General features: G+C 43.0%; 20 protein-coding genes. 11 read left to right on the top strand and 9 right to left on the bottom strand.

Translation table 11 applies throughout. From position 1 onward, the window contains the following. Positions 1 to 2 precede the first annotated feature (2 nt). Positions 3 to 932 carry a bestrophin family protein gene (locus tag PQO05_RS12650; protein WP_273633282.1) on the top strand — a complete coding sequence of 310 codons (930 nt, stop codon included), beginning with the start codon at positions 3 to 5 and terminating at the stop codon, positions 930 to 932. Positions 933 to 1,003: 71 nt separating this feature from the next. Here PQO05_RS12650 and PQO05_RS12655 read toward each other — a convergent pair whose 3' ends face one another. Next, positions 1,004 to 1,552 (bottom strand): DUF1543 domain-containing protein, encoded by a 549-nt coding sequence (locus tag PQO05_RS12655; RefSeq protein WP_273633283.1) that lies wholly within the window; start codon positions 1,550 to 1,552, stop codon positions 1,004 to 1,006. A gap of 276 nt (positions 1,553 to 1,828) precedes the next feature. Here PQO05_RS12655 and msrA point away from each other — a divergent pair, with 276 nt between their 5' ends. Together msrA and msrB are read left to right on the top strand one after the other, a co-directional pair. Then, positions 1,829 to 2,449, top strand: a complete 621-nt coding sequence (msrA, locus tag PQO05_RS12660) for a peptide-methionine (S)-S-oxide reductase MsrA (RefSeq protein ID WP_273633284.1) — start codon at positions 1,829 to 1,831, stop codon at positions 2,447 to 2,449. Between the two features lie 40 nt (positions 2,450 to 2,489). Then, complete coding sequence (gene msrB, locus PQO05_RS12665; protein WP_273633285.1) at positions 2,490 to 3,008, top strand: peptide-methionine (R)-S-oxide reductase MsrB; 519 nt, start codon at positions 2,490 to 2,492, stop codon at positions 3,006 to 3,008. 186 nt (positions 3,009 to 3,194) lie between these two features. On the opposite strand, the gene PQO05_RS12670 is transcribed toward msrB, so the two are convergent. The 5 genes from PQO05_RS12670 to PQO05_RS12690 all read right to left on the bottom strand — a co-directional run bounded on the left by PQO05_RS12670 (position 3,195) and on the right by PQO05_RS12690 (position 7,399). Continuing rightward, a complete protein-coding gene (locus tag PQO05_RS12670; RefSeq protein ID WP_273633286.1) occupies positions 3,195 to 3,911 on the bottom strand; it encodes a 3-ketoacyl-ACP reductase in 717 nt (238 codons plus the stop codon). An 80-nt stretch (positions 3,912 to 3,991) separates the two neighbouring features. Beyond that, positions 3,992 to 4,642 carry an HD domain-containing protein gene (locus tag PQO05_RS12675; protein ID WP_273633287.1) on the bottom strand — a complete coding sequence of 217 codons (651 nt, stop codon included), beginning with the start codon at positions 4,640 to 4,642 and terminating at the stop codon, positions 3,992 to 3,994. 64 nt (positions 4,643 to 4,706) lie between these two features. Beyond that, entirely contained in the window at positions 4,707 to 5,573 is an 867-nt protein-coding gene (locus PQO05_RS12680) for a helix-turn-helix domain-containing protein (protein ID WP_273633288.1), read from the bottom strand. Between the two features lie 72 nt (positions 5,574 to 5,645). Beyond that, on the bottom strand, positions 5,646 to 6,377 hold the full coding sequence (locus PQO05_RS12685; protein WP_273633289.1) for a LytR/AlgR family response regulator transcription factor: 732 nt from the start codon (positions 6,375 to 6,377) through the stop codon (positions 5,646 to 5,648). Positions 6,378 to 6,388: 11 nt separating this feature from the next. Then, complete coding sequence (locus PQO05_RS12690) at positions 6,389 to 7,399, bottom strand: sensor histidine kinase (RefSeq protein WP_273633290.1); 1,011 nt, start codon at positions 7,397 to 7,399, stop codon at positions 6,389 to 6,391. Between the two features lie 196 nt (positions 7,400 to 7,595). On the opposite strand from PQO05_RS12690, the gene PQO05_RS12695 reads away from it, so the two are divergent. The 8 genes from PQO05_RS12695 to pgl all read left to right on the top strand — a co-directional run bounded on the left by PQO05_RS12695 (position 7,596) and on the right by pgl (position 17,005). Then, complete coding sequence (locus PQO05_RS12695) at positions 7,596 to 8,666, top strand: DUF5700 domain-containing putative Zn-dependent protease (RefSeq protein WP_273633291.1); 1,071 nt, start codon at positions 7,596 to 7,598, stop codon at positions 8,664 to 8,666. 386 nt (positions 8,667 to 9,052) lie between these two features. Further along, positions 9,053 to 11,065, top strand: a complete 2,013-nt coding sequence (tkt, locus tag PQO05_RS12700; protein WP_273633292.1) for a transketolase — start codon at positions 9,053 to 9,055, stop codon at positions 11,063 to 11,065. A 3-nt stretch (positions 11,066 to 11,068) separates the two neighbouring features. Beyond that, positions 11,069 to 11,527, top strand: coding sequence for an RpiB/LacA/LacB family sugar-phosphate isomerase (locus tag PQO05_RS12705; protein WP_273633293.1), 459 nt, complete (start codon positions 11,069 to 11,071; stop codon positions 11,525 to 11,527). Next, positions 11,524 to 12,651 (top strand): transaldolase, encoded by a 1,128-nt coding sequence (gene tal, locus PQO05_RS12710; protein WP_273633294.1) that lies wholly within the window; start codon positions 11,524 to 11,526, stop codon positions 12,649 to 12,651. The genes PQO05_RS12705 and tal overlap by 4 nt, the downstream gene beginning before the upstream one ends. Then, entirely contained in the window at positions 12,651 to 13,301 is a 651-nt protein-coding gene (locus tag PQO05_RS12715) for an HAD family hydrolase (protein ID WP_273633295.1), read from the top strand. Before tal ends, PQO05_RS12715 begins: the two co-directional genes overlap by 1 nt. A gap of 23 nt (positions 13,302 to 13,324) precedes the next feature. Next, a complete protein-coding gene (gene gndA, locus PQO05_RS12720) occupies positions 13,325 to 14,722 on the top strand; it encodes an NADP-dependent phosphogluconate dehydrogenase (RefSeq protein WP_273633296.1) in 1,398 nt (465 codons plus the stop codon). Positions 14,723 to 14,755: 33 nt separating this feature from the next. Further along, positions 14,756 to 16,273 (top strand): glucose-6-phosphate dehydrogenase, encoded by a 1,518-nt coding sequence (zwf, locus tag PQO05_RS12725; RefSeq protein WP_273633297.1) that lies wholly within the window; start codon positions 14,756 to 14,758, stop codon positions 16,271 to 16,273. A 6-nt stretch (positions 16,274 to 16,279) separates the two neighbouring features. Next, positions 16,280 to 17,005, top strand: coding sequence for a 6-phosphogluconolactonase (gene pgl / locus PQO05_RS12730; protein WP_273633298.1), 726 nt, complete (start codon positions 16,280 to 16,282; stop codon positions 17,003 to 17,005). Positions 17,006 to 17,373: 368 nt separating this feature from the next. On the opposite strand, the gene PQO05_RS12735 is transcribed toward pgl, so the two are convergent. From PQO05_RS12735 to PQO05_RS12745, 3 genes are read right to left on the bottom strand one after another with little or no spacing between them, the layout of a single operon-like run. Further along, a complete protein-coding gene (locus tag PQO05_RS12735; protein WP_273633299.1) occupies positions 17,374 to 19,068 on the bottom strand; it encodes an FAD-dependent oxidoreductase in 1,695 nt (564 codons plus the stop codon). 4 nt (positions 19,069 to 19,072) lie between these two features. Continuing rightward, positions 19,073 to 19,513: a gluconate 2-dehydrogenase subunit 3 family protein gene (locus PQO05_RS12740; RefSeq protein ID WP_273633300.1), complete on the bottom strand. Its 441-nt coding sequence runs from the start codon at positions 19,511 to 19,513 to the stop codon at positions 19,073 to 19,075. Then, positions 19,476 to 19,646, bottom strand: a complete 171-nt coding sequence (locus PQO05_RS12745; protein WP_273633301.1) for a hypothetical protein — start codon at positions 19,644 to 19,646, stop codon at positions 19,476 to 19,478. Before PQO05_RS12745 ends, PQO05_RS12740 begins: the two co-directional genes overlap by 38 nt. Positions 19,647 to 19,675: the final 29 nt, after the last annotated feature.

Here is a 19,675-nt window from a genome sequence, read left to right on the forward strand (position 1 = left end):
TTATGTTACTAAAAAAGAATGTTCCGGTTAGCTACGTTTTGGGGAAGATAAAGGTGGAAATGGCATTGCTGGCCCTATATTCTACCACTGTATATGTTGTGCATACTTATTACCATATCCCGCTGGTATCTATTCCCGTAGCGGTGCCCAGTATTTTGGGTACTGTTATTTCTTTGTTACTGGCCTTTCGCTCTAACCAGGCTTATAACCGCTGGTGGGAAGCACGTACACTTTGGGGCGCTATTGTAAATGATTCGCGCTCGTTTGCCCGCCAGGTACTGTCGTTCATCGATAATACCTATGATGATGCGGATAAGAAAGCCATGAAAGAACGTATGATTAAACGCCAGATGGCTTGGTGCCACAGTTTAAGTCAGCATTTACGTGGACAAAGCGCTCAGCCTGAATTGAAAAGATTATTGTCTGACGAAGAGCGCCAATCTGTTGCAGATGTGCACCACATACCGCTGGCTTTAATGGAACATCATGCCAACGACCTGCGCCTGTTACAACGTATGAACTGGATTAACGATTACCAGCAGGTAGCAATGGATGACACCCTGACCCGTTTTTCCAATTCGATGGGTGGCTGTGAGCGGATCAAGAACACGGTGTTCCCGGTTACTTACAGTTTCTATATCCATATTATGGTTTTATTTTTTGTGATGCTGCTGCCATACACTTTGATCGAGTTTTTCGGCGTGTTTCAAATTCCGCTGGTGGTTGCCATATCATCATCATTCTTTTTGATCGAAAAGATGGCTATTCATTTACAAGATCCATTTGAGAATAAACCGACAGATACACCAACAACAACCATTAGCCGCAACATTGAGCGCGATTTGAAAATGCTGCTCAAAGATGAATCGCCGGCTGAGGTTGACAGGCCTGCCATTACCGTAAATAGCACCTCCGTATATTACGTTTTATAAAAAGAGCTTCATTGAGTGAAAATGAGGGTTAGTTGATTAGTGAACCCTGTGCTGGTGCGCACAGGGATTTACTATTTTAATAAGCTCATCTTTAAATAGCCCAAATGCAGTTCATCTTCCACCAGATTATCAGCAGGGGTTAACTCAATCTGATATTGCTCTTTCACTCCCGGCGACAGGATATCTTCTATCTGGTAAATATCATCTACATCAATCCCGTATTTATCATCCACATGCGATGAATTGCTATTCTGAAAAAACAAGGTAGATTTTGCATCCTTTAGGGCTGCTGCGCTGTTATCTTTTGCTGTTAGTATAACATAATGTTGCTCCTCAAACCTGTTAGGCTGGTAACCGCCCAGGTTAATAAAGAAAAGCTTTTTGCTTTGGCTTGATGCTTCTTGTTTGGGTACAATTTTTACCTGGTAACCTTCAACCGTATTCACCTCACGCCAGCCATCAATATGGATTCTACCTTGTGCTTCGGGCCAGAATGCCTGCATTTCATCTGCCAAATCATTAAGCGAAGCTGCAATGCCGAAAAAAAAATCGTGCTGCTCTACATGCCTACCCGGCGGTTTGCAGCCCAGCAATATCATAAATAATTTTAATTGTGCCATAGGTATATTAATGCGTTAAAGATAGCAACGGTTTTTGGGTTTGATGCGTAATGTGTATAAAAGCAGGGGCTGTCACCCTGAGGCACTCGAAGGGTGAGCGCAGAGGCCAGCCCACCATACTTCGACGGGGCTCAGCATGACAGGCCATCTTTTGAACAAATCCTTTTGTCACCCAGCCATCACATTTATACAAAAGCGGTATGTTTGTGTGTTGGATGCAATACAGGCAACCAGTTTTTACGTTAATACTGATAAATAAAATCTACAACCCCTAATATGAAAAGAATAGTTTTTTTAGTCGCGTTGCTTACAAGTTTCGCTGGTGCTTATGCACATAATTCCGTTAAAAATTTAAAAGCTAAAACTGTTGATACGGCCACCTTTGCTACCGGCTGTTTCTGGTGTACCGAAGCCAAGTTTCAGCAGTTGAAAGGTGTAAAAAAAGTTGTATCGGGTTTTAGCGGTGGCCACGTGGCTAACCCATCTTATAAACTGGTTTGCACTGGCACAACCGGCCATGCCGAGGCTTGTAATATTATTTATGACCCATCAGTTATCACTTACGATGAGTTATTACAGGCTTTTTTTGTAGCGCACGATCCAACCCAGCTTAACCGCCAGGGTAATGATGTGGGCACGCAATACCGTTCGGCGATATTTTACCATAATGCCGAGCAAAAGAAAAAAGCCGACTATTACATTGGTAAATTAAATACCGAGCATGCTTACAAAAGCAAAATTGTAACCGAGGTTACTCCTTATACTGCTTTTTACAAAGCTGAAGATTATCATCAGAACTATTTTAACCAAAACCCTAACCAGGAGTATTGCAAATACGTGATACAACCAGAGGTTGAAGCTTTTAAACGTGCATTTAAAGACAAACTGAAAAACTAAACCGTGTTGGTTTAAGTTCACAGATAAAGGATAATCAAACATGAAATCGATAGCTATTATAGCGACCTTGCTGCTCTCTTTCACAGGTGTATTTGCACAAAATATTAAATCGGCAAAAGGGCACGAGAATAATCCGTATTATTCTAATACAGATACAAAGAAACTGAATGTGTCAAACGCAGAGTGGAAGAAAATTTTACCTGCCGATTTGTACGCCACTGCCCGCGAGGCCGCTACCGAGCGCCCTTTCACCGGCCAGTACTGGAACAAATATGCCAAAGGGACTTACTTTTGTGCCGTTTGCGGAAACGAGTTATTTAGATCTGACGCCAAGTTTGCAAGCGATTGCGGCTGGCCCAGCTTTTTTGAAACCGTGCGTAAAAACAGTGTGATCTATAAAACTGATAGCTCGTTTGGTATGGAACGTACCGAAGTGCTTTGCGCACGCTGTGGATCGCACCTGGGCCACATTTTTGATGACGGGCCAGCGCCAACGCACAAAAGATATTGCATGAATTCCATCTCGCTTGATTTTCAGCCGGATGGTTTAGGTAAGTAAGACAAAGAATATTTAATGAAGAAAGGGGATGCATCATGATGTAGTCCCCTTTTTTGTTGAATTGTGATGACTGAACTTATAAACAATATCTATCTAATTCGCGTTGCTCATCCATAACATTATGAAAAGACCTTATGTAATATGCCACATGATGAGCTCTGTGGACGGACGGATATTAATTATTTTTTATGGGTTGGTTGACCACAAACCGGCTTCTTTTACAAATACGCGACGGTTTAATTTAAGGTTGTGTACAATAAACTCTGCAAAGTCTTCGGCCTGCATTACTTTATCCGGGTTGCCATCGGTTAGTTTTAAATCGATTGCCATATCGGTAGCAATGGTGCTTGGCGTTAAGGTACTAACGCGGATGTTATGTTTACGTACTTCCTGCATCAAAGATTCTGACATGCCAATCAGGCCAAATTTAGATGCACTATAGGCGCTTGTTACAGCCGCACCACGCTGGCCGGCGGTTGAAGCAATGTTAACAATGTCACCTGATTTTTTATCAATCATGGCAGGTAATACCGCACGGGTTACATAATAAGCACCCAGTAAATTGATGCGGATAATCTCTTCCCAACGTGCAGGATCAAGCTCCATAAAGCCACCGAAAACGCCAACACCAGCGTTGTTAATTAGTATATCTATAAAGCCTAAGCCTGCTTTTATTTTATCCACTGCGGCGTTCACCTGCTCCAGGTTGCCAACATCGGCAGTTGCAATAAATGCTTTAACGCCAAGTGCTTCAACCTCTGTAGCTACTTTTTGCAGGTCGCTTTCGCTGCGTGCAATTAAGCCTACGTTTACGCCTTCTTTAGCTAAGGCAATGGCCAGCGCTTTGCCTATACCTTTACCTGCGCCGGTAATAAGCGCAGTTTTTCCTGTTAATGTTTCCATGTTGCAAAGCTATCAGAAATTTGCAAGCAACTTTTTGTCATCAATAAAATCAATTACTGATGACAAAATGAATAGATATATTACTCGCTCCATGGCGAATGCAGAATACAATCGCAGAAGTTTTTACGGTGAAAGTTAGGGATCATAAAGGCGCATACATCAGCCTTGATATTACCAAAAGTGGTTTCTGTTTTGTGTTCGAAACCGCCGAAGAAAGTTGGGATGATCTTCTTCTTAAAATCGTTACGCGGAAATGCGCTGATAATTTCTTCGCGGTTTTCGGGGCTTAGGTTATCATAACCTTCGCCCATTACATCAAGGCCAACGCCCGAGTACATTAAGGCAACTTCGTTTTCTTTATGTTCGGCAATGCCGATGGCGGTGTGCAGGGCAATAGTATCCCAAACCAGTTGTAATGACTCGTGCGGCAAGCCGTGGCCTTTCAGAAAATCGCGGGCGGCGTCAGCACCATCAACCTCGAAACGCTTATCTGGGCTGCTGTAATATGGTGTTAAACCGAGATCGTGAAACACGGAAGCGATATAAAGCAATTCGGCATCATACTTTAAATTATTACGGTTACCATTAAGTGAGGAGAACAGGAAAACCCTTAATGAGTGATTGTATAGAAACTCCGTGCCATGATCCAGTAAAAGTTCTGTGGCTTGTGTGGCAATGGCACTATCGGGAATAACAATTCCGGCTACTGATTTTAATTTATTGACAGACATATCGTTGATTTTTTATTCAAAGGTAGGTCTGCCCGTAGCCTCGGGGAATGTTAAAATCCGCCGATCACATGCCAATATTTACGAAATTGGAGCGATACTGATTCGGGGAGATCTGGGTGTTCTTTTTAAAGAAATGGCTGAATTGATCCGGGGTGGAAAAGTTAAGGTGAAAGGCAATCTCCTTAACTGGTTTAGCCGAAAATTGTAAAGATCGCTTGGCTTCGGCTACCAGTTGTCCGTTGATAATGTCTTTAGCGCCTTTACCTGCACAACGGTTACACAGGTCGCTCAATTTACGAGCGGTGATGCCTAATTGATTGGCAAAATCAGCCACTTCGTGCGTGCTTTGGTATTGTTTGCTTACCAATTCTAAGAACTGGCGGTAAAGCTGATTTTCGTGACTGTCGAACCCATTAATCAATAAGGCATTCAGGTTGGCTATCTTAATCATGATGATTTTTAGATAGGCCGCCAGTGCATCGGGTTTGTTAATATAATCTTCGGTTAAAAATTCCTGATAGAGTGTATTAAATAGCGATAATAGCTCCGGCAAATTTGCTTCAGCGACCGGAATTTGTTGATTGGCCGATGCGTTATTAAACAACACTGCTTTACAATTGCTGGCACTGGCAGGTGTGCGTTCCCAAAAGCAATCGCCAAAAATAAGTTCATAGCCAGTTAAATGTGAACCGGGTAAAAATTGATAAAGCTGACCTTTGGCCAGTAATAAAAGCTCATTGGTTTGAATCGAATGGATAGCATCATCTATTTGCACATTTCCATGCCCACACTCAATCAAAAAAATGCGATTGTAAGTGCTTCTGAAAGCTTGGTTATCGAAATACTTATCATCCCAATAACTAACCGAAAATGAATCTTTCAAATCCCGGTCGGCAAGTACGTTTTGATAAATGTTTTCAGCTTTTTTCATGGATATGTGCAAGTTCAGTTTTTTAGCGGTAATCTGTAGTATACCAATCCGCTTTTTGACAATCAGATTTAATTATTCACTTTCCCTGATCAGTTTAAAAAAATCATCACGATAAGTATCGCCGATAGGGATGGATTGGTCCTGGATATAAACCGTATTACCATCTACCATTCTGATCTTATCAATAGAAATAATGTACGATTTATGCACGCGGTAAAAAGGTGGCTGGGGTAGGGTGCTTTCCATATCGCGTAGGGTTTGGTAAGTAACAATGCGCTGGCTGGTGGTAAATACCGATACGTAGTTCTTTAAGCCTTCAATATATAAAATGTCGTGGTAATCAACTTTTAGAAACTTGTTTTTGCTTTCACCTTTGATAAACATGTAATCTGATGGTGGGTTTACTATCGGCTGATTTTCAGTTACGGGAGCAGCTTGCGAAACTGTAGGGTTAATAATATTCAAAGCTTTTTGAGCTGCCTTATAAAAGCGATCAAATGCTACAGGTTTCAACAGGTAATCAATTACATCGTGTTCAAAACCATCTAACGCATATTCGGGGTAGGCGGTGGTCAATATCACCTTGCATTTGTTGCCGCAAAGTTTCAGGAACTGGATGCCGGTGAGATCGGGCATTTGGATGTCCAGAAAAACCAGGTCGATATTGCCTTGCTGTACCTGCGATAGTGCATCAATGGCGCTGGTTGTGGTGCCTGCCAATTCCAGGAAAGGGATTTTGTTAATATAGTCGGCTATAATTTTGGTAGCGTAGGCTTCATCATCAACAGCAAGGCAGCGGATCATAGGTTGATTGGTTATTGGGTTAGTTTAATACTTAATGTGCTTTTATAGGTATCGCCATTGTTGGCAATCAGCAGATCATATCTGCCGGGATAAATTAAATCCAGTCTTCGACGAATGTTGGCCATGCCAATGCCACTCGAATGATCTTTCTGGTTCCGGTTTATTTTGTTGCTTACCGAAAAAGTGATCATGTGCTGGCTGGCTTGCAGTTTTATGCGTACAGGTCTTTGCTCATCATCCATTACACCATGTTTAAATGCGTTTTCTACAAATGGTATCAGCATCAGCGAAGCAATCTGTACGCCACCGGTATTGCCGCTTACTTTAAAATCAACAAAAAAATGGTCTTCAAAACGCATGCGGTATATGTCGATGTAATTACTCAGGTAATCTACTTCTTTTTCGAGGTCAACCTGATTATTGGCATTGTCAGCCAGCATATAACGCATCAGGTTCGAGAGCTTGATGATGGTATCGGCCAGCCGGTCTGATACCGGGTAAGCCATCGAATACATATAATTAAGTGTATTGTACAAAAAATGCGGGTTGATTTGTGATTTCAGGAAAGCCAGTTCGGCCTGCGTTTTTTCCTGGCGCAATTGCTCGTTTTCGCGCTCGCGGTTAAATGTTTCCAGAAATGCCCAGATGATGAAACTGAGCAGGATGGGTTGAAATGCCTTCCACCAGTTATCGCCTACGTAATATAATATAGATGTACCAGGATTGTAATTACCGTGGCCGATCACCCATACATAAAGCACTTCTTCAACCAGCCAGCGTGTACTGATAAATAGGCCTTCGGCCACAATAAGTCCTGCTATAAATACAAGAATTAGTTTCCGATTCAGAAACTTAGGGTATAGCACAAAAAAGCAAAAAGTAAACTGCACAAATGATGCCACAAGGTGCGACCATACATAGGGCTGCGAACCGCGGCCGTTAACCACATTATCTATATAAATGTAGGCCACATAGCCTACCCAGGCCAGCAGGTAATACATCCATAGTTTTTGCTGTTTCATGCTGCTAATATATCTGTAGTAGTTTAAATAAGCTTCTTATTTATCCCAACAGGCTGTTTTGTTATATCAACCGGTAAAATACCACATTAATCTATAATAGTAGTATTGGGATAATATTAAGATAGATTGGGATTATAAAATACCAGAGGGAGCGAGCATTGGAGAGATTTGGTTCATCAAATTAAAACAACGCAAAATGAAACCCTTAACTAAAATCTACCTGCTGTTTACAATCGCTTTCTTAAGTATTATCCATATTTCAAAGGCGCAAAGTATTAATATAGATGCCGTAACGGCTTATTGGAAACTCACTGATAAACTCAAACAAAACATCCCGCTTACTGATGAACAATGGAATACCTTCATCGCCATCGATGGTAATAAAACTTATGCGGAATCTGAATTTACAGCCCGCGATTTAGGTTATTATCGCAAAGCCATTGAGATTGTATACATGCCAAAAAACGATTCGATAATGAAGGTGAACCTTAAAGCCCAGAACTGGTACTGCATGTTGGCCAAACGTTATAAAGATGAAGAAACTGCATTGAAAGCCTACCTAGCCAACACTATTCAAAACCCTGCTTATTTTAATAATGCTTACCAGTATGTCTACGAATATCTGCCTAAAAAAGCGCAGCATCATGTAGAGGGATTGAAACTGTATTATAACTGCTTATCTAACGATGCCGTGTCGTATCCCAACGGCTTATTCTTTAGCCTGCTCTCGGTTATCGACAACGCCAAAGCTAAAACCGGTACGCTCGAAGCTCACGAACTGCACCACCGCTTAAGGCCAAGGCTTGATTTCGACAGCACCAAAGTGAGCAATGCACATGCCGATGGTTTACTTTGGGCCATCACCGCTATCCCTAACGAGGGTATTGCCGATATGATTGATAAACCCGGCGACTATAGGATAGATACAGCCGGTATTAAAGAATGGTTGCTCGATCCCGCACCTGCCACTTTAAAATCATTGGATTCATGCATGCAACTCATGGCCGCTAATAAAACCACAGGTTTAGAAAAGATAAGGTACTATAGAAACATGCTTAAAAGTACCGTAGGCCACATGCCCGGCTTTTATATGGCGCGTGTGATAGTAAAGAATGGGTACAAAAAACAAATGGTTAATCTGTCTGATGATCCCTTTCAGTTCTTTTTCACTTATAACAAGGCAGCAAAAAAAGATAATGAACATCCTTATATATTTTCGGATGTAAGTATAAACTACTTGAAAGAGTTGAGGAAAACGCTGAATTAAAAAGATAAGCCAATAATGAAAATGAGACCGTTATCGGTCTCATTTCTTGTATGTAAATAATTAAGCTGGAGGTTAAGTTTTTTACTGGTGTTGTTAACGTAATGTTAAAGTCACAAAAAACTTAATATTGCATTACTTTTCTATATGCGTATTTGATAAATAGTTGATATTTAACTATTTATTAATGCGCTATGATAGTACTTTTGAAAGAAAATAGTCATAATTGTTAAAGTATTTCCAGAACTATAAACAAGTAATGTATTAACCTGTTATAATTGCATTATCAAGCTTAAAAAATGGCATTCAACGCGATTTTGTACACCGTACAGCTTAAATATCTACACTAATAATTAAATTTTTAGTATTTATAAAAATACATCTGCAAAATGAGTAAACAGCCTTTTAATGAAATCGACGAACTGAGTGTAAATACCATTCGTTTCCTGGCAACAGACATGGTTCAAGAAGCTAATTCCGGTCACCCGGGCTTGCCGCTTGGCGCTGCACCGATGGCTTACGTATTATGGAGCCGTTTCCTGCGCTTTAATCCGAAAGATCCGAAATGGCCAAACCGCGACCGTTTTGTATTATCTGCAGGCCACGGGTCGGCACTATTATATAGCTTACTGCATTTGTATGGTTACGACCTGCCAATGTCAGAAGTTAAAAAATTCAGACAATTAGGTTCTAAAACTCCGGGTCACCCAGAGTCAACCCATACACCGGGTATCGAAGTTACAACTGGTCCATTGGGTCAGGGTTTTGGTAATGGCGTAGGTATGGCTATGGCTCACGAGTTTCTGGCCGCTAAATACAATCGTGATGGTCATGATTTGATCGACCACTACGTTTACAGCATTGTAAGTGATGGCGATTTAATGGAAGGCGTTGCATCAGAAGCTGCTTCACTGGCCGGTCACTTAAAACTGGGCCGTTTGATTTATCTATATGATGATAACTCGATCTCGTTAGACGGTTCAACCGAATTTGCATTTACTGAAGATAGAGAAGCCCGCTTTAAAGCTTACGGCTGGCATACCCTAACCGTTCACGACGGTAATAATTTGGCAGAAATTGAGCAGGCTATACTGGATGCACAAGCTGTTACAGATAAACCTACGTTAATCTCTGTTAAAACCATTATTGGTTACGGTAGCCCGCAACAAGGTACCAATAAAGTACACGGTAGCGCATTGGGGGTAGATAACCTTAAAAAGACCAAAGAATTTTTAGGTTTCGACCCAGAAAAAACGTTCTTTGTACCTGATGGTGTTGAAGATCATTTAGCCGAAGCCGGTAAAAAAGGCGCTGAATTACAAGCTGCCTGGAAAGAAAACTTTGATGCTTATGAGAAATCATTCGCTAAAGAAGCCAAAGAATTTACAACCAGCGAAAATGGTGAATTACCAGAAGGCTGGGATGCTAACCTGCCAACCTTTAACGTAGGCGATCAATTAGCTACCCGCCAGGCATCTGGCAAAACTTTAGATGCTTTACGTACCAGCATCCCTTGGTTAATTGGTGGTGCTGCCGATTTAGCCAGCTCTAACGAAACTCCGGGTAAGCCAGAAGATAGCTTCCAACCGGGTAAATTCTACAACCGTAACATTTGGTTTGGTGTGCGCGAGCATGGTATGGGTGCTATATTAAATGGCATGGCATCTTATGGTGGTACCCGCGTTTACGGTGCTACTTTCTTAACTTTCTCAGATTATATGCGCGGATCTATCCGCCTGGCTGCTTTAACTAAGGCACCGGTTACTTATATATTCACCCATGATAGCGTTGCATTAGGTGAAGACGGCCCAACCCACCAACCGGTTGAGCATGTATCATCATTGCGTTTGCTGCCTAACTTAACAGTGCTTCGCCCGGCCGATGCTTACGAAACGCTTGAATCATGGAAAATTGCGATGAGCCGTTTAAAAGGCCCTGTTGCATTGATCTTATCTCGTCAAAAATTACCTGTTATCGATCAGCAGAAATATGCACCGGCAAGCGGCAACGTACAAAAAGGTGGTTATATCCTGAGCGACTCTAAAGGCGCGCCGGATATTATTCTGATTGCAACCGGTTCTGAAGTTCATTTAATTTTAGATACGCAGGCTAAACTGGCTGATGAAGGTATCAATGCACGTGTGGTTAGCTTACCATCGTTCGAGTTGTTTAATCAGCAAGATCAGGCTTACCGCGATTCAGTTCTGCCTCCAACTCAACACAAACGTTTAGGTGTTGAAGCCGGTGTAACATTACCATGGTACAAATATGTAACCGCCGAAGGTGACGTTTTAGGTATCGATACATTCGGCGAAAGCGGCGAAGGTATGGCTGTTCTGGAGCATTTCGGTTTCACCGTTGATAATGTTTACAAACGCGCTAAAGCACTTTTAAATAAATAAGCCATGACCATAGGTATTGCAGCAGACCACGCCGGTTTTGCACAAAAAAATGAGCTTTTAAAAATGCTCACTGATGCCGGTTATGAGGTGAAAAATTTTGGCGCTTACAGCTACGAGTCGACAGATGATTATCCAGATGTTGTACTTCCGCTGGCAGAGGCCGTATCCAAAGGCGAGATTACCAAAGGCATTGCCGTTTGTGGGAGTGGCGTGGGGGTATCGGTAGCCGCCAATAAAGTTCCCGGTGTTCGCGCAGCTTTGGTTATGGAAACCTACTCGGGCCACCAGGGCGTTGAGCACGATGATATGAACCTGCTTTGCCTCGGCGGCAGGGTTATTGGCGTAGTGCTGATGTGGGAAATAATACAAGCGTATCTGAAAGCCACTTATGATGGGGGCGAGCGTTTTCAACGCCGCCTGGATAAAGTAATAGCAATAGAAAATAAATACATAAAATCATGAAAAATCCGTTAGCACAGATCCCGGACTTTGGCCAGAGCATTTGGCTCGACTATATAAGAAGATCATTCATTTCATCAGGCGAATTAAAAAAACTGATTGATGAAGACGACCTGAGAGGCGTAACCTCAAACCCTGCGATCTTTGAAGAAGCCATTGCACATAGCGATGACTATAATGATACCATTAACGAACTGGCCAAAACAGACCTGTCGACCGAAGAGATCTTTTTAAAACTGGCTGTTGAAGACGTGCAAAACGCAGCAGACCTGTTTAAAGGTGTTTACGAAAAAACCGATGCGCTTGATGGTTATGTAAGCTTAGAAGTATCGCCAGGTTTGGCAAAAGATACCGAAGGTTCCATAGCCGAAGCCCGTTCATCATGGAAAACGCTGGATCGTAAAAACGTGATGATCAAAATCCCGGGTACCGAAGAAGGTATCCCGGCGATTAAAGAACTGATCAGCGAAGGCATCAATATCAACGTAACCTTATTATTTGGCCTGGAGCGTTACCGCGCCGTTGCCGAAGCTTATGTTGAAGGACTGGAAGCCCGTTTGGCTAAAGGCGAATCGATAGAACATGTGGCTTCTGTAGCCAGTTTCTTCCTGAGCCGTATTGATACCATGCTTGATCCTCAGCTGGAAGAAATCATCAAAACTGATAGCAACCGTGCTACCCCGGCTAAACAATTGCTGGGTAAAGTAGCTATTGCAAGCGCACGTGTAGCTTACCATATCTACAAAGAAGTATTTAAATCAGAGCGTTTCAAAGCTCTGGAAGCTAAAGGCGCTAAACCACAACGTTTGCTGTGGGCAAGTACCAGCGTTAAAAACAAAGCTTACGATCCGTTGATGTACTTAGAGGCTTTAATTGGCCCCGAAACTGTGGATACTGTGCCTAAAGACACTTTAGCGCTTTACCGCGAAAACGGCCACCCGGCTGATCGTTTAGAGCAGGAGCTGGAAGAAGCACAATATCAATTATACCAGTTAGAAGACGTAGTAGGTATTAAATTACTGGACGTTACCAAAAAACTGGAAGAAGAAGGTATTGAGAAATTCATCAAACCGTTTGGCAGCTTAATGGATGTGCTTGCAAAGAAACGCCAGGAGGCCGCTGTATAATGCTAAACCACGGTACTGCAATAAAAGCACTTTTCCTTGATATAGGAGGGGTGCTTTTAACCAATGGCTGGGATACACAAGCCCGCAAGGATGCGGCTGTAAAATTCGGACTCGATTTTGAGGAGATGAACAGCCGTCACCGCGTAATATTTGATGCTTATGAGTCGGGCAAATCAAGCCTTGATGAATACCTGAACCTGCTTGTTTTTTACGAGAAGAGGGATTTCGACCGCGAAGACTTTAAAGAGTTTATGACCAGCGTATCGCATCCTTTCCCGGATATGATTAAGCTGATCAGCGATATCAAGCATAAATATAAATTGCGTACCATTGCCGTAAATAACGAAGGCCGTGAGCTGAATGAATACCGTGTAAGAACCTTTCACCTGAAAGGGTTTATCGATGTTTTTTCATCATCATGTACCGTGCGGATGCGTAAACCTGATAAAGAATTTTTTCAGATAGCACTCGATCTGGCACAGGTAAAACCTGAGGAAACCCTCTACATTGACGATCGTCTTGTATTTATACAGGCTGCTGCGGTATTGGGCATTAATGGCATCCAGCATGTCGATATCGAGAGCACTAAGAAAGCACTTGCTACTTATGGCCTCGAAGCAAAAACTTTAACCGAACATAGAATACTTTAAAGCAATTAATAAATATAAAAATTATGGAAAATCATGATTTTGGCGTTGTAGGCCTTGGCGTTATGGGCAGAAACCTGCTCCTGAATATGGCAGATCACAATTTCTCTGTTGCCGGCCTTGACCTGGATGCCGAAAAAGCATCTGCGTTAGCAAAAGAAGCACAACCTGGCCAGGATGCTAAAGGGACAACATCAGCACAGGAGTTTGTATCGATGTTGAGAAAACCACGTGCTATTATGTTATTGGTACCTGCCGGTAAACCGGTAGACTCGGCCATTGCTAGCCTGGTTCCTTTGTTAGATAAAGGTGATATTATTATAGATGGAGGTAACTCTTACTTCCCTGATACCAACCGCCGTATTGCCGAGCTGGAAGAGAAAGGTATCCATTTCTTCGGTATGGGTATTTCTGGTGGCGAAAAAGGCGCACGTTTCGGCCCGAGCATGATGCCGGGTGGCGATGAGCAAGCTTATGAGCGTTTACGCCCGGTATTTGAAGCCATTGCTGCTAAAGTTGATGGCGAGCCTTGCGTTACTTACCTGGGTGCTGGCTCGGCCGGTAACTATGTTAAAATGGTACACAATGGTATCGAGTACGGTATTATGCAATTGATCTCTGAGGTTTACGACCTGTTAAAAAGAGGTTTCGGCATTAGCGACGAAAAATTACAGCAAACGTTTGCCGAGTGGAACGAGGGTGATTTAAAATCATTCCTGCTGGAAATTACCGGTATCGTTTTAAAGAAAACTGACGACGAAACCGGCAAGCTTTTGGTAAACCTGATCTCTGACCAGGCTAAAGCTAAAGGTACCGGTAAATGGACTTCGCAAAACGCAATGGACCTGCAGGCACCAATACCTACCATTGATGCAGCGGTAAACATGCGCGATCTTTCTAAATACAAAGAAGAGCGTGTTGAAGCTTCAAAATCGTTAACCTATACTCCTGTAGCTGGTGAAGAAGATATTTTGAGCGCTGCGAAAGACGCTTACTATTTCGCCATGATCAACATCTACGCACAGGGTTTAGCCCAGTTACACATCGCATCTAAAGAGTACAACTACGGTTTAAACCTGGAAGAGGTAGCTAAAATTTGGCGTGGTGGCTGTATCATCCGTGCACTTTGTCTGGAAGATTTCCGCAAAGCGTTTGCACGTAATGCAGATCTGCCTAACATTTTGCTGGATGCCGAGATTGGTAAATCACTGGTTGATACACAAGAAGCTGCCCGTAAATTTGTTAAACTGGCTGTAGATAAAGGTATCCCGGTACCGGCATTTATGACAGCGTTAGCTTATTTTGATGCTTACCGCAGCGAAAGAATGGCAACAAACCTGATCCAGGCACAACGCGATTACTTTGGTGCGCACACTTATGAGCGTATCGACAAAACCGGTACTTTCCACACCAAATGGGACTAATTAACTAATTGCCGTTATCATAAATACATCATTATGAAATCTATTAAAAAAGCCGACAATACCATTATCGTTATTTTTGGCGGTACAGGCGATTTAGCTAAAAGAAAATTAATCCCGGCGTTTTATAACCTGTTCTTAGATGGCTGGATGCCAGAAAAGTTTTCGATCATCGGTTTAGGCCGTACCGAACTGGACGACGAAGAATACCGTGACAGATTATATGAAGGTTTAGGCGATTTCTCGAGAAGCGGTAAGCCCGATGCAGCTAAATGGGAGACCTTTAAGCAGTCGATCTCTTACTTTGTATCTAATATCGACGATCCTAAATCGTTTGTTGAGCTGGGTAAAAAGATGGATGCCACAGATAAAGAATGGGGTGCACGTGCAAGCCGTTTGTTCTACATGTCGGTAGCGCCACGCTTTATCGAGGCTGTAACTGTAAACATCAACTCGGCAGGTATTGCTGCTGACGCTGATAAAGACAGGATCATCATCGAGAAACCATTCGGCCATAATAAAGAAACGGCTATTGAGCTGAACAACCTTTTGGTACGTACTTTCCAGGAGCAACAGATCTATCGTATAGATCACTACCTGGGTAAAGAAACCGTACAAAACATCCTGGCTTTCCGTTTTGCCAATGCCTTATTCGAACCACTTTGGAACCGTAATTATATTGATTACGTGCAAATTACTGTGGCCGAGCAGGTTGGTGTTGAAGAGCGTGGTGGCTACTACGAAAGCGCCGGTGCTTTGAAAGACATGATCCAAAACCACCTGTTGCAAATTCTTTGCATGGTAGCTATGGAACCGCCAATATCATTCAACGCCGAAGAAATACGTAACCGTAAGGTTGATGTATTGCGTGCCGTACGCCGTATTAAGCCAGAAGAAGTGCATCACTATGCCGTTCGCGGCCAATATGGCGAAGGCTGGCTGCAAGGTAAAAAAGTACCCGGCTACCGTCAGGAGCAGGATGTTGATCCAAAATCAAATACCGAAACTTTTGTAGCTATCAAGTTTTACCTTGATAACTGGAGATGGCAGGGCGTACCGTTTTACCTGCGTACAGGTAAACGTATGCAGGATAAAACTTCGTCAATCACAATCCAGTTCCGCCCGGTGCCGCATACCACCTTCCAGGATTCGGTGGCAGATAATGTACAGGCTAACCGCTTAACCATTAACATCCAGCCGCAAATGGATATCCGCTTAAGGTTTACTACCAAAAAAGCGGGTTTGGAAATGGAGTTGAACCCGGCAGAAATGATCTTCGATTATGATAACTGCTCGACCCAAACGCCAGAGGCTTACGAAACCCTGCTGCTTGATGCCATGCGCAAAGATGCAACCCTGTTTATGCGTGCCGACCAGGTTGAAGAGGCTTGGGATGTAATTACATCAATCCAGAATGCATGGGAATCGCGCGATTCGCTTGATTTCCCTAACTATCCTGCAGGTTCATGGGGGCCAGAAACTGCCGAAGCTTTAATAGCCCGTCAGGGACATGTTTGGGCAGTAAATGCACATGCAAAGGATCATAAAAAATAAGAACCGATGTTAAAAGTATTTAAAAATACAGAAGAGCAGAATATCGCTGCCGCCGAAATATTTGTAGCATCTGCCAAAGAAGCTATCGATGCCAAAGGCAGTTTCAATGTGGCTTTAACAGGTGGTTCATCGCCGGTTAAGTTTCATAAACTGCTGGCCGAATCTCCTTACCGCGAACAAGTGGAGTGGGAGAAGGTGGCCATTTACTGGGGCGACGAACGCTGGGTACCTTTAGACGACGATAAGAGCAACGCTAAAATGGCCGAAGAAACGCTGTTAAGCCACGTGCCTATCCCTAAAGACCAGATCTTTTTTATGTGGGCGCCAGACGTAGAGCCTGAGGATTACGCCGCAGAATACGAGCAACTGCTTAGAAATAATCTCGGCCCCGAAGGCAGCTTCGATCTTATTTATTTAGGTATGGGTGATGACGGCCACACAGCCTCATTATTCCCGGGCGAAGCTGTATTGGGTGAGAAAGACAAGTGGGTTGATGCCTACTTTCTGGCACCGCAGGATATGTACCGCATTACGCTAACTGCACCGTTAATTAACAAGGCTAAAAAAATAGCCTTTGTATTATACGGCGAGAAAAAGATCCATGCCCTGCATGAGGTTTTGGAAGGTGCTTACAACCCAGAGAAATATCCTTCACAATTAATCAAACCGGTTAATGGTGAGCTGGAGTTTTTGGTTGATGAGGTTGCTGCTTCTGGTTTGAGTAAGAAATAAGAAGTATCTCAATTGAATAGAAAGCCCGGCTTAATTTATTAGGCCGGGCTTTTTATTAATTTAAGTTATACAAAGTATGATGTAGATTGGCCTACGCTTATGCTTCGACGGAGCTCAGCATGACAACGCTCTTTCTAATCTTAAACTAAAGCAGGGGTGTCATACTGAGCTCCGTCGAAGTATGGTGGGCAGGCCATTCTGCGATAAGTTGGAAAAGACACACCCCTTATCAAAGTCAGTGCTAAAGCTACTGCACTACAATTCCCCTCTCGAGAGGGGAAAGCACTGTCACTGCAATTCGCAGCAACTTTCATAGGGGTGTGTTATGCGTCTAAACAAATCCGAAATCGAACCTCCGAAATCCGAAATTATATATTCCCCTTCTTCAACTCCTCCACCGCAAAATCGCAAGCACGGGCGGTAAGCGCCATATAGGTTAATGATGGGTTTTGGCTGGCAGATGATGTCATGCAACTACCATCGGTAATAAATACGTTTTTAGCTGCATGAATTTGGTTATGGGCATTCAGTACCGAAGTTTTCGGATCGTGGCCCATGCGAGCCGTGCCCATTTCGTGTACGGTATCGCCGCCGGGTTTGCCGTAGTTAAACGATTGTACGTTAGTGAAGCCCGCAGCATTCAGCATTTCGGCTGATGATTGGCTGATGTCTTTCATCATTTTAGTTTCATTCTCGCGGAAAGAGAAATCGATATTGATTAGCGGTAATCCCCAGTTGTCTTTTTGGGTATCATTAAGGCTAATCATGTTATCATGGTAAGGCAAACACTCGCCCCAGCCGGCCATCCAAACGGTCCAGTGTCCGGGGTGGGTAATGGTCTTTTTATAATCTGCACCAAAGCCTCCGGCATCACGGGTATCCATCCATTCAGAACGCTCGCCGTGGCCTTGTATATTGTAACCGCGTGTAAAATCAAGCCCCGAATTAGGCTGTAAATTACGGAAACGAGGTATGAGGAAACCGCATGGCCTGCGGCCTTTGTAGTAACTGTCTTTAAAACCTTCATGCGCACCCTGCGCACCGGCGGCAGAGTGGTGATCCATCAGGTTATGGCCCAATTCGCCGCTGTCATTACCAAAGCCGTTAGGGAAGCGGTGCGATTTGGAGTTCAGCAAAATACCGGCCGTAGCAATGGTTGATGCATTGATGAAAACTATTTTAGCGTAATACTCAAAATGCTCTTTGGTAATGGTATCAATTACCCGTACACCTTTGGCTTTTTGTTTTTGGTCGTCGAACAAAACCTCAGCCACAACAGAATACGGTCTCAAAGTTAAATTACCGGTTGCCATAGCCGCCGGGATTGTTGAACTGTTACTGCTGAAGTATCCACCAAAGGGGCAACCTCTCGAACATAAATTGCGCGCCATGCACGGCCCACGGCTATCCCAGCCACGGGTAAGGTTGGCTACACGGGCAATGGTTAATAAACGATCGTGACTATTCTTACGGATCGAATCATTAAGATGGCTTTCTATACAATTTAAATCAAATGGCTGAATATACTCTCCATCGGGTAACTGTGAAAGGTTCTCTTTTTTGCCGCTTACGCCAATAAAGCGTTCTACATAACTATACCAGGGATCAATATCTTTATAACGGATAGGCCAGTCAACAGCCACGCCTTCTTTTAAATTGGCTTCAAAATCAAGGTCGCTTAAACGGTAACATTGCCTGCCCCAGGTTAATGAACGGCCGCCAACCTGGTAGCCTCTAAACCAATGAAAAGGCTTTTGCTGCACGTAAGGGTGTTCTTTATCGTTTACAAAAAAGTGTGCATTACCGGCATCGGTGCCTTGCGATTGTATGGGATTTTCGGCCTTATATTGCGCTGTTGTATTTCCCCGAAGATCGAAATCCCAGGGGTTTAACAGGGCAGTATTATAGTCTTTTACGTGTTCAACATTACGGCCCCGTTCAAGCAGTAATACTTTTAAACCTTTTTTACAAAGTTCCATGGCTGCCCAGCCACCACTAATACCCGAACCCACTACTATGGCGTCATAAGTAGCTTTTGTTTCTGCAGCGCCTAATTTTATCATTATGTTATTTGGTGGCCCAGGCCTTTTGATTTTGTTGTAGCGGCAAGCATGCCTCAAATTTTACAGGGATGTAATTATAGGCCATGCCTTGTGTTGCACCTAACTGCGAAGTACAATATCCTTCTACGGTTAATTCTTTTAATTTGTTGAAGAAAGGTGTGCCTAAAAACTTATTGTTGATCTTATTCAAAATACCGATAGAGTAGGTGGCTTTATCTTCGAAGTGCTTTAAAACGGCAAATTTTTGCTGTGGAGTGCACTCAATAAAAGAATGATCGTACTTATCAATAGTGTATTTTTCGAGACTGCCCAAACCGGCTAAAAAGTTATGCTGCGATTTTTGGTCGCTTTCTTTAATCATCTCAATAATAAACTCCTCTACATGTGCGTCTTTAGCACCGGGGGTATCAGTACGGGGGGATAATAGTTTCGGCCAGTTCTGCAATTAATTGCTTTTTCTGTGGAAGTTCGGTTAATTTAACTGCGTGGCCAGTGCTTGTCCATTCGTAAATTGATACAGATGATACCCCTACGGCAGCAAATGCTAATAGACTTTGAATCGCTTTTTTTCTGTTCATGCTTGGGGTATATACGTAAATATATGTTT

Source organism: Mucilaginibacter jinjuensis, assembly GCF_028596025.1.
GTDB classification, from domain to species: domain Bacteria; phylum Bacteroidota; class Bacteroidia; order Sphingobacteriales; family Sphingobacteriaceae; genus Mucilaginibacter; species Mucilaginibacter jinjuensis.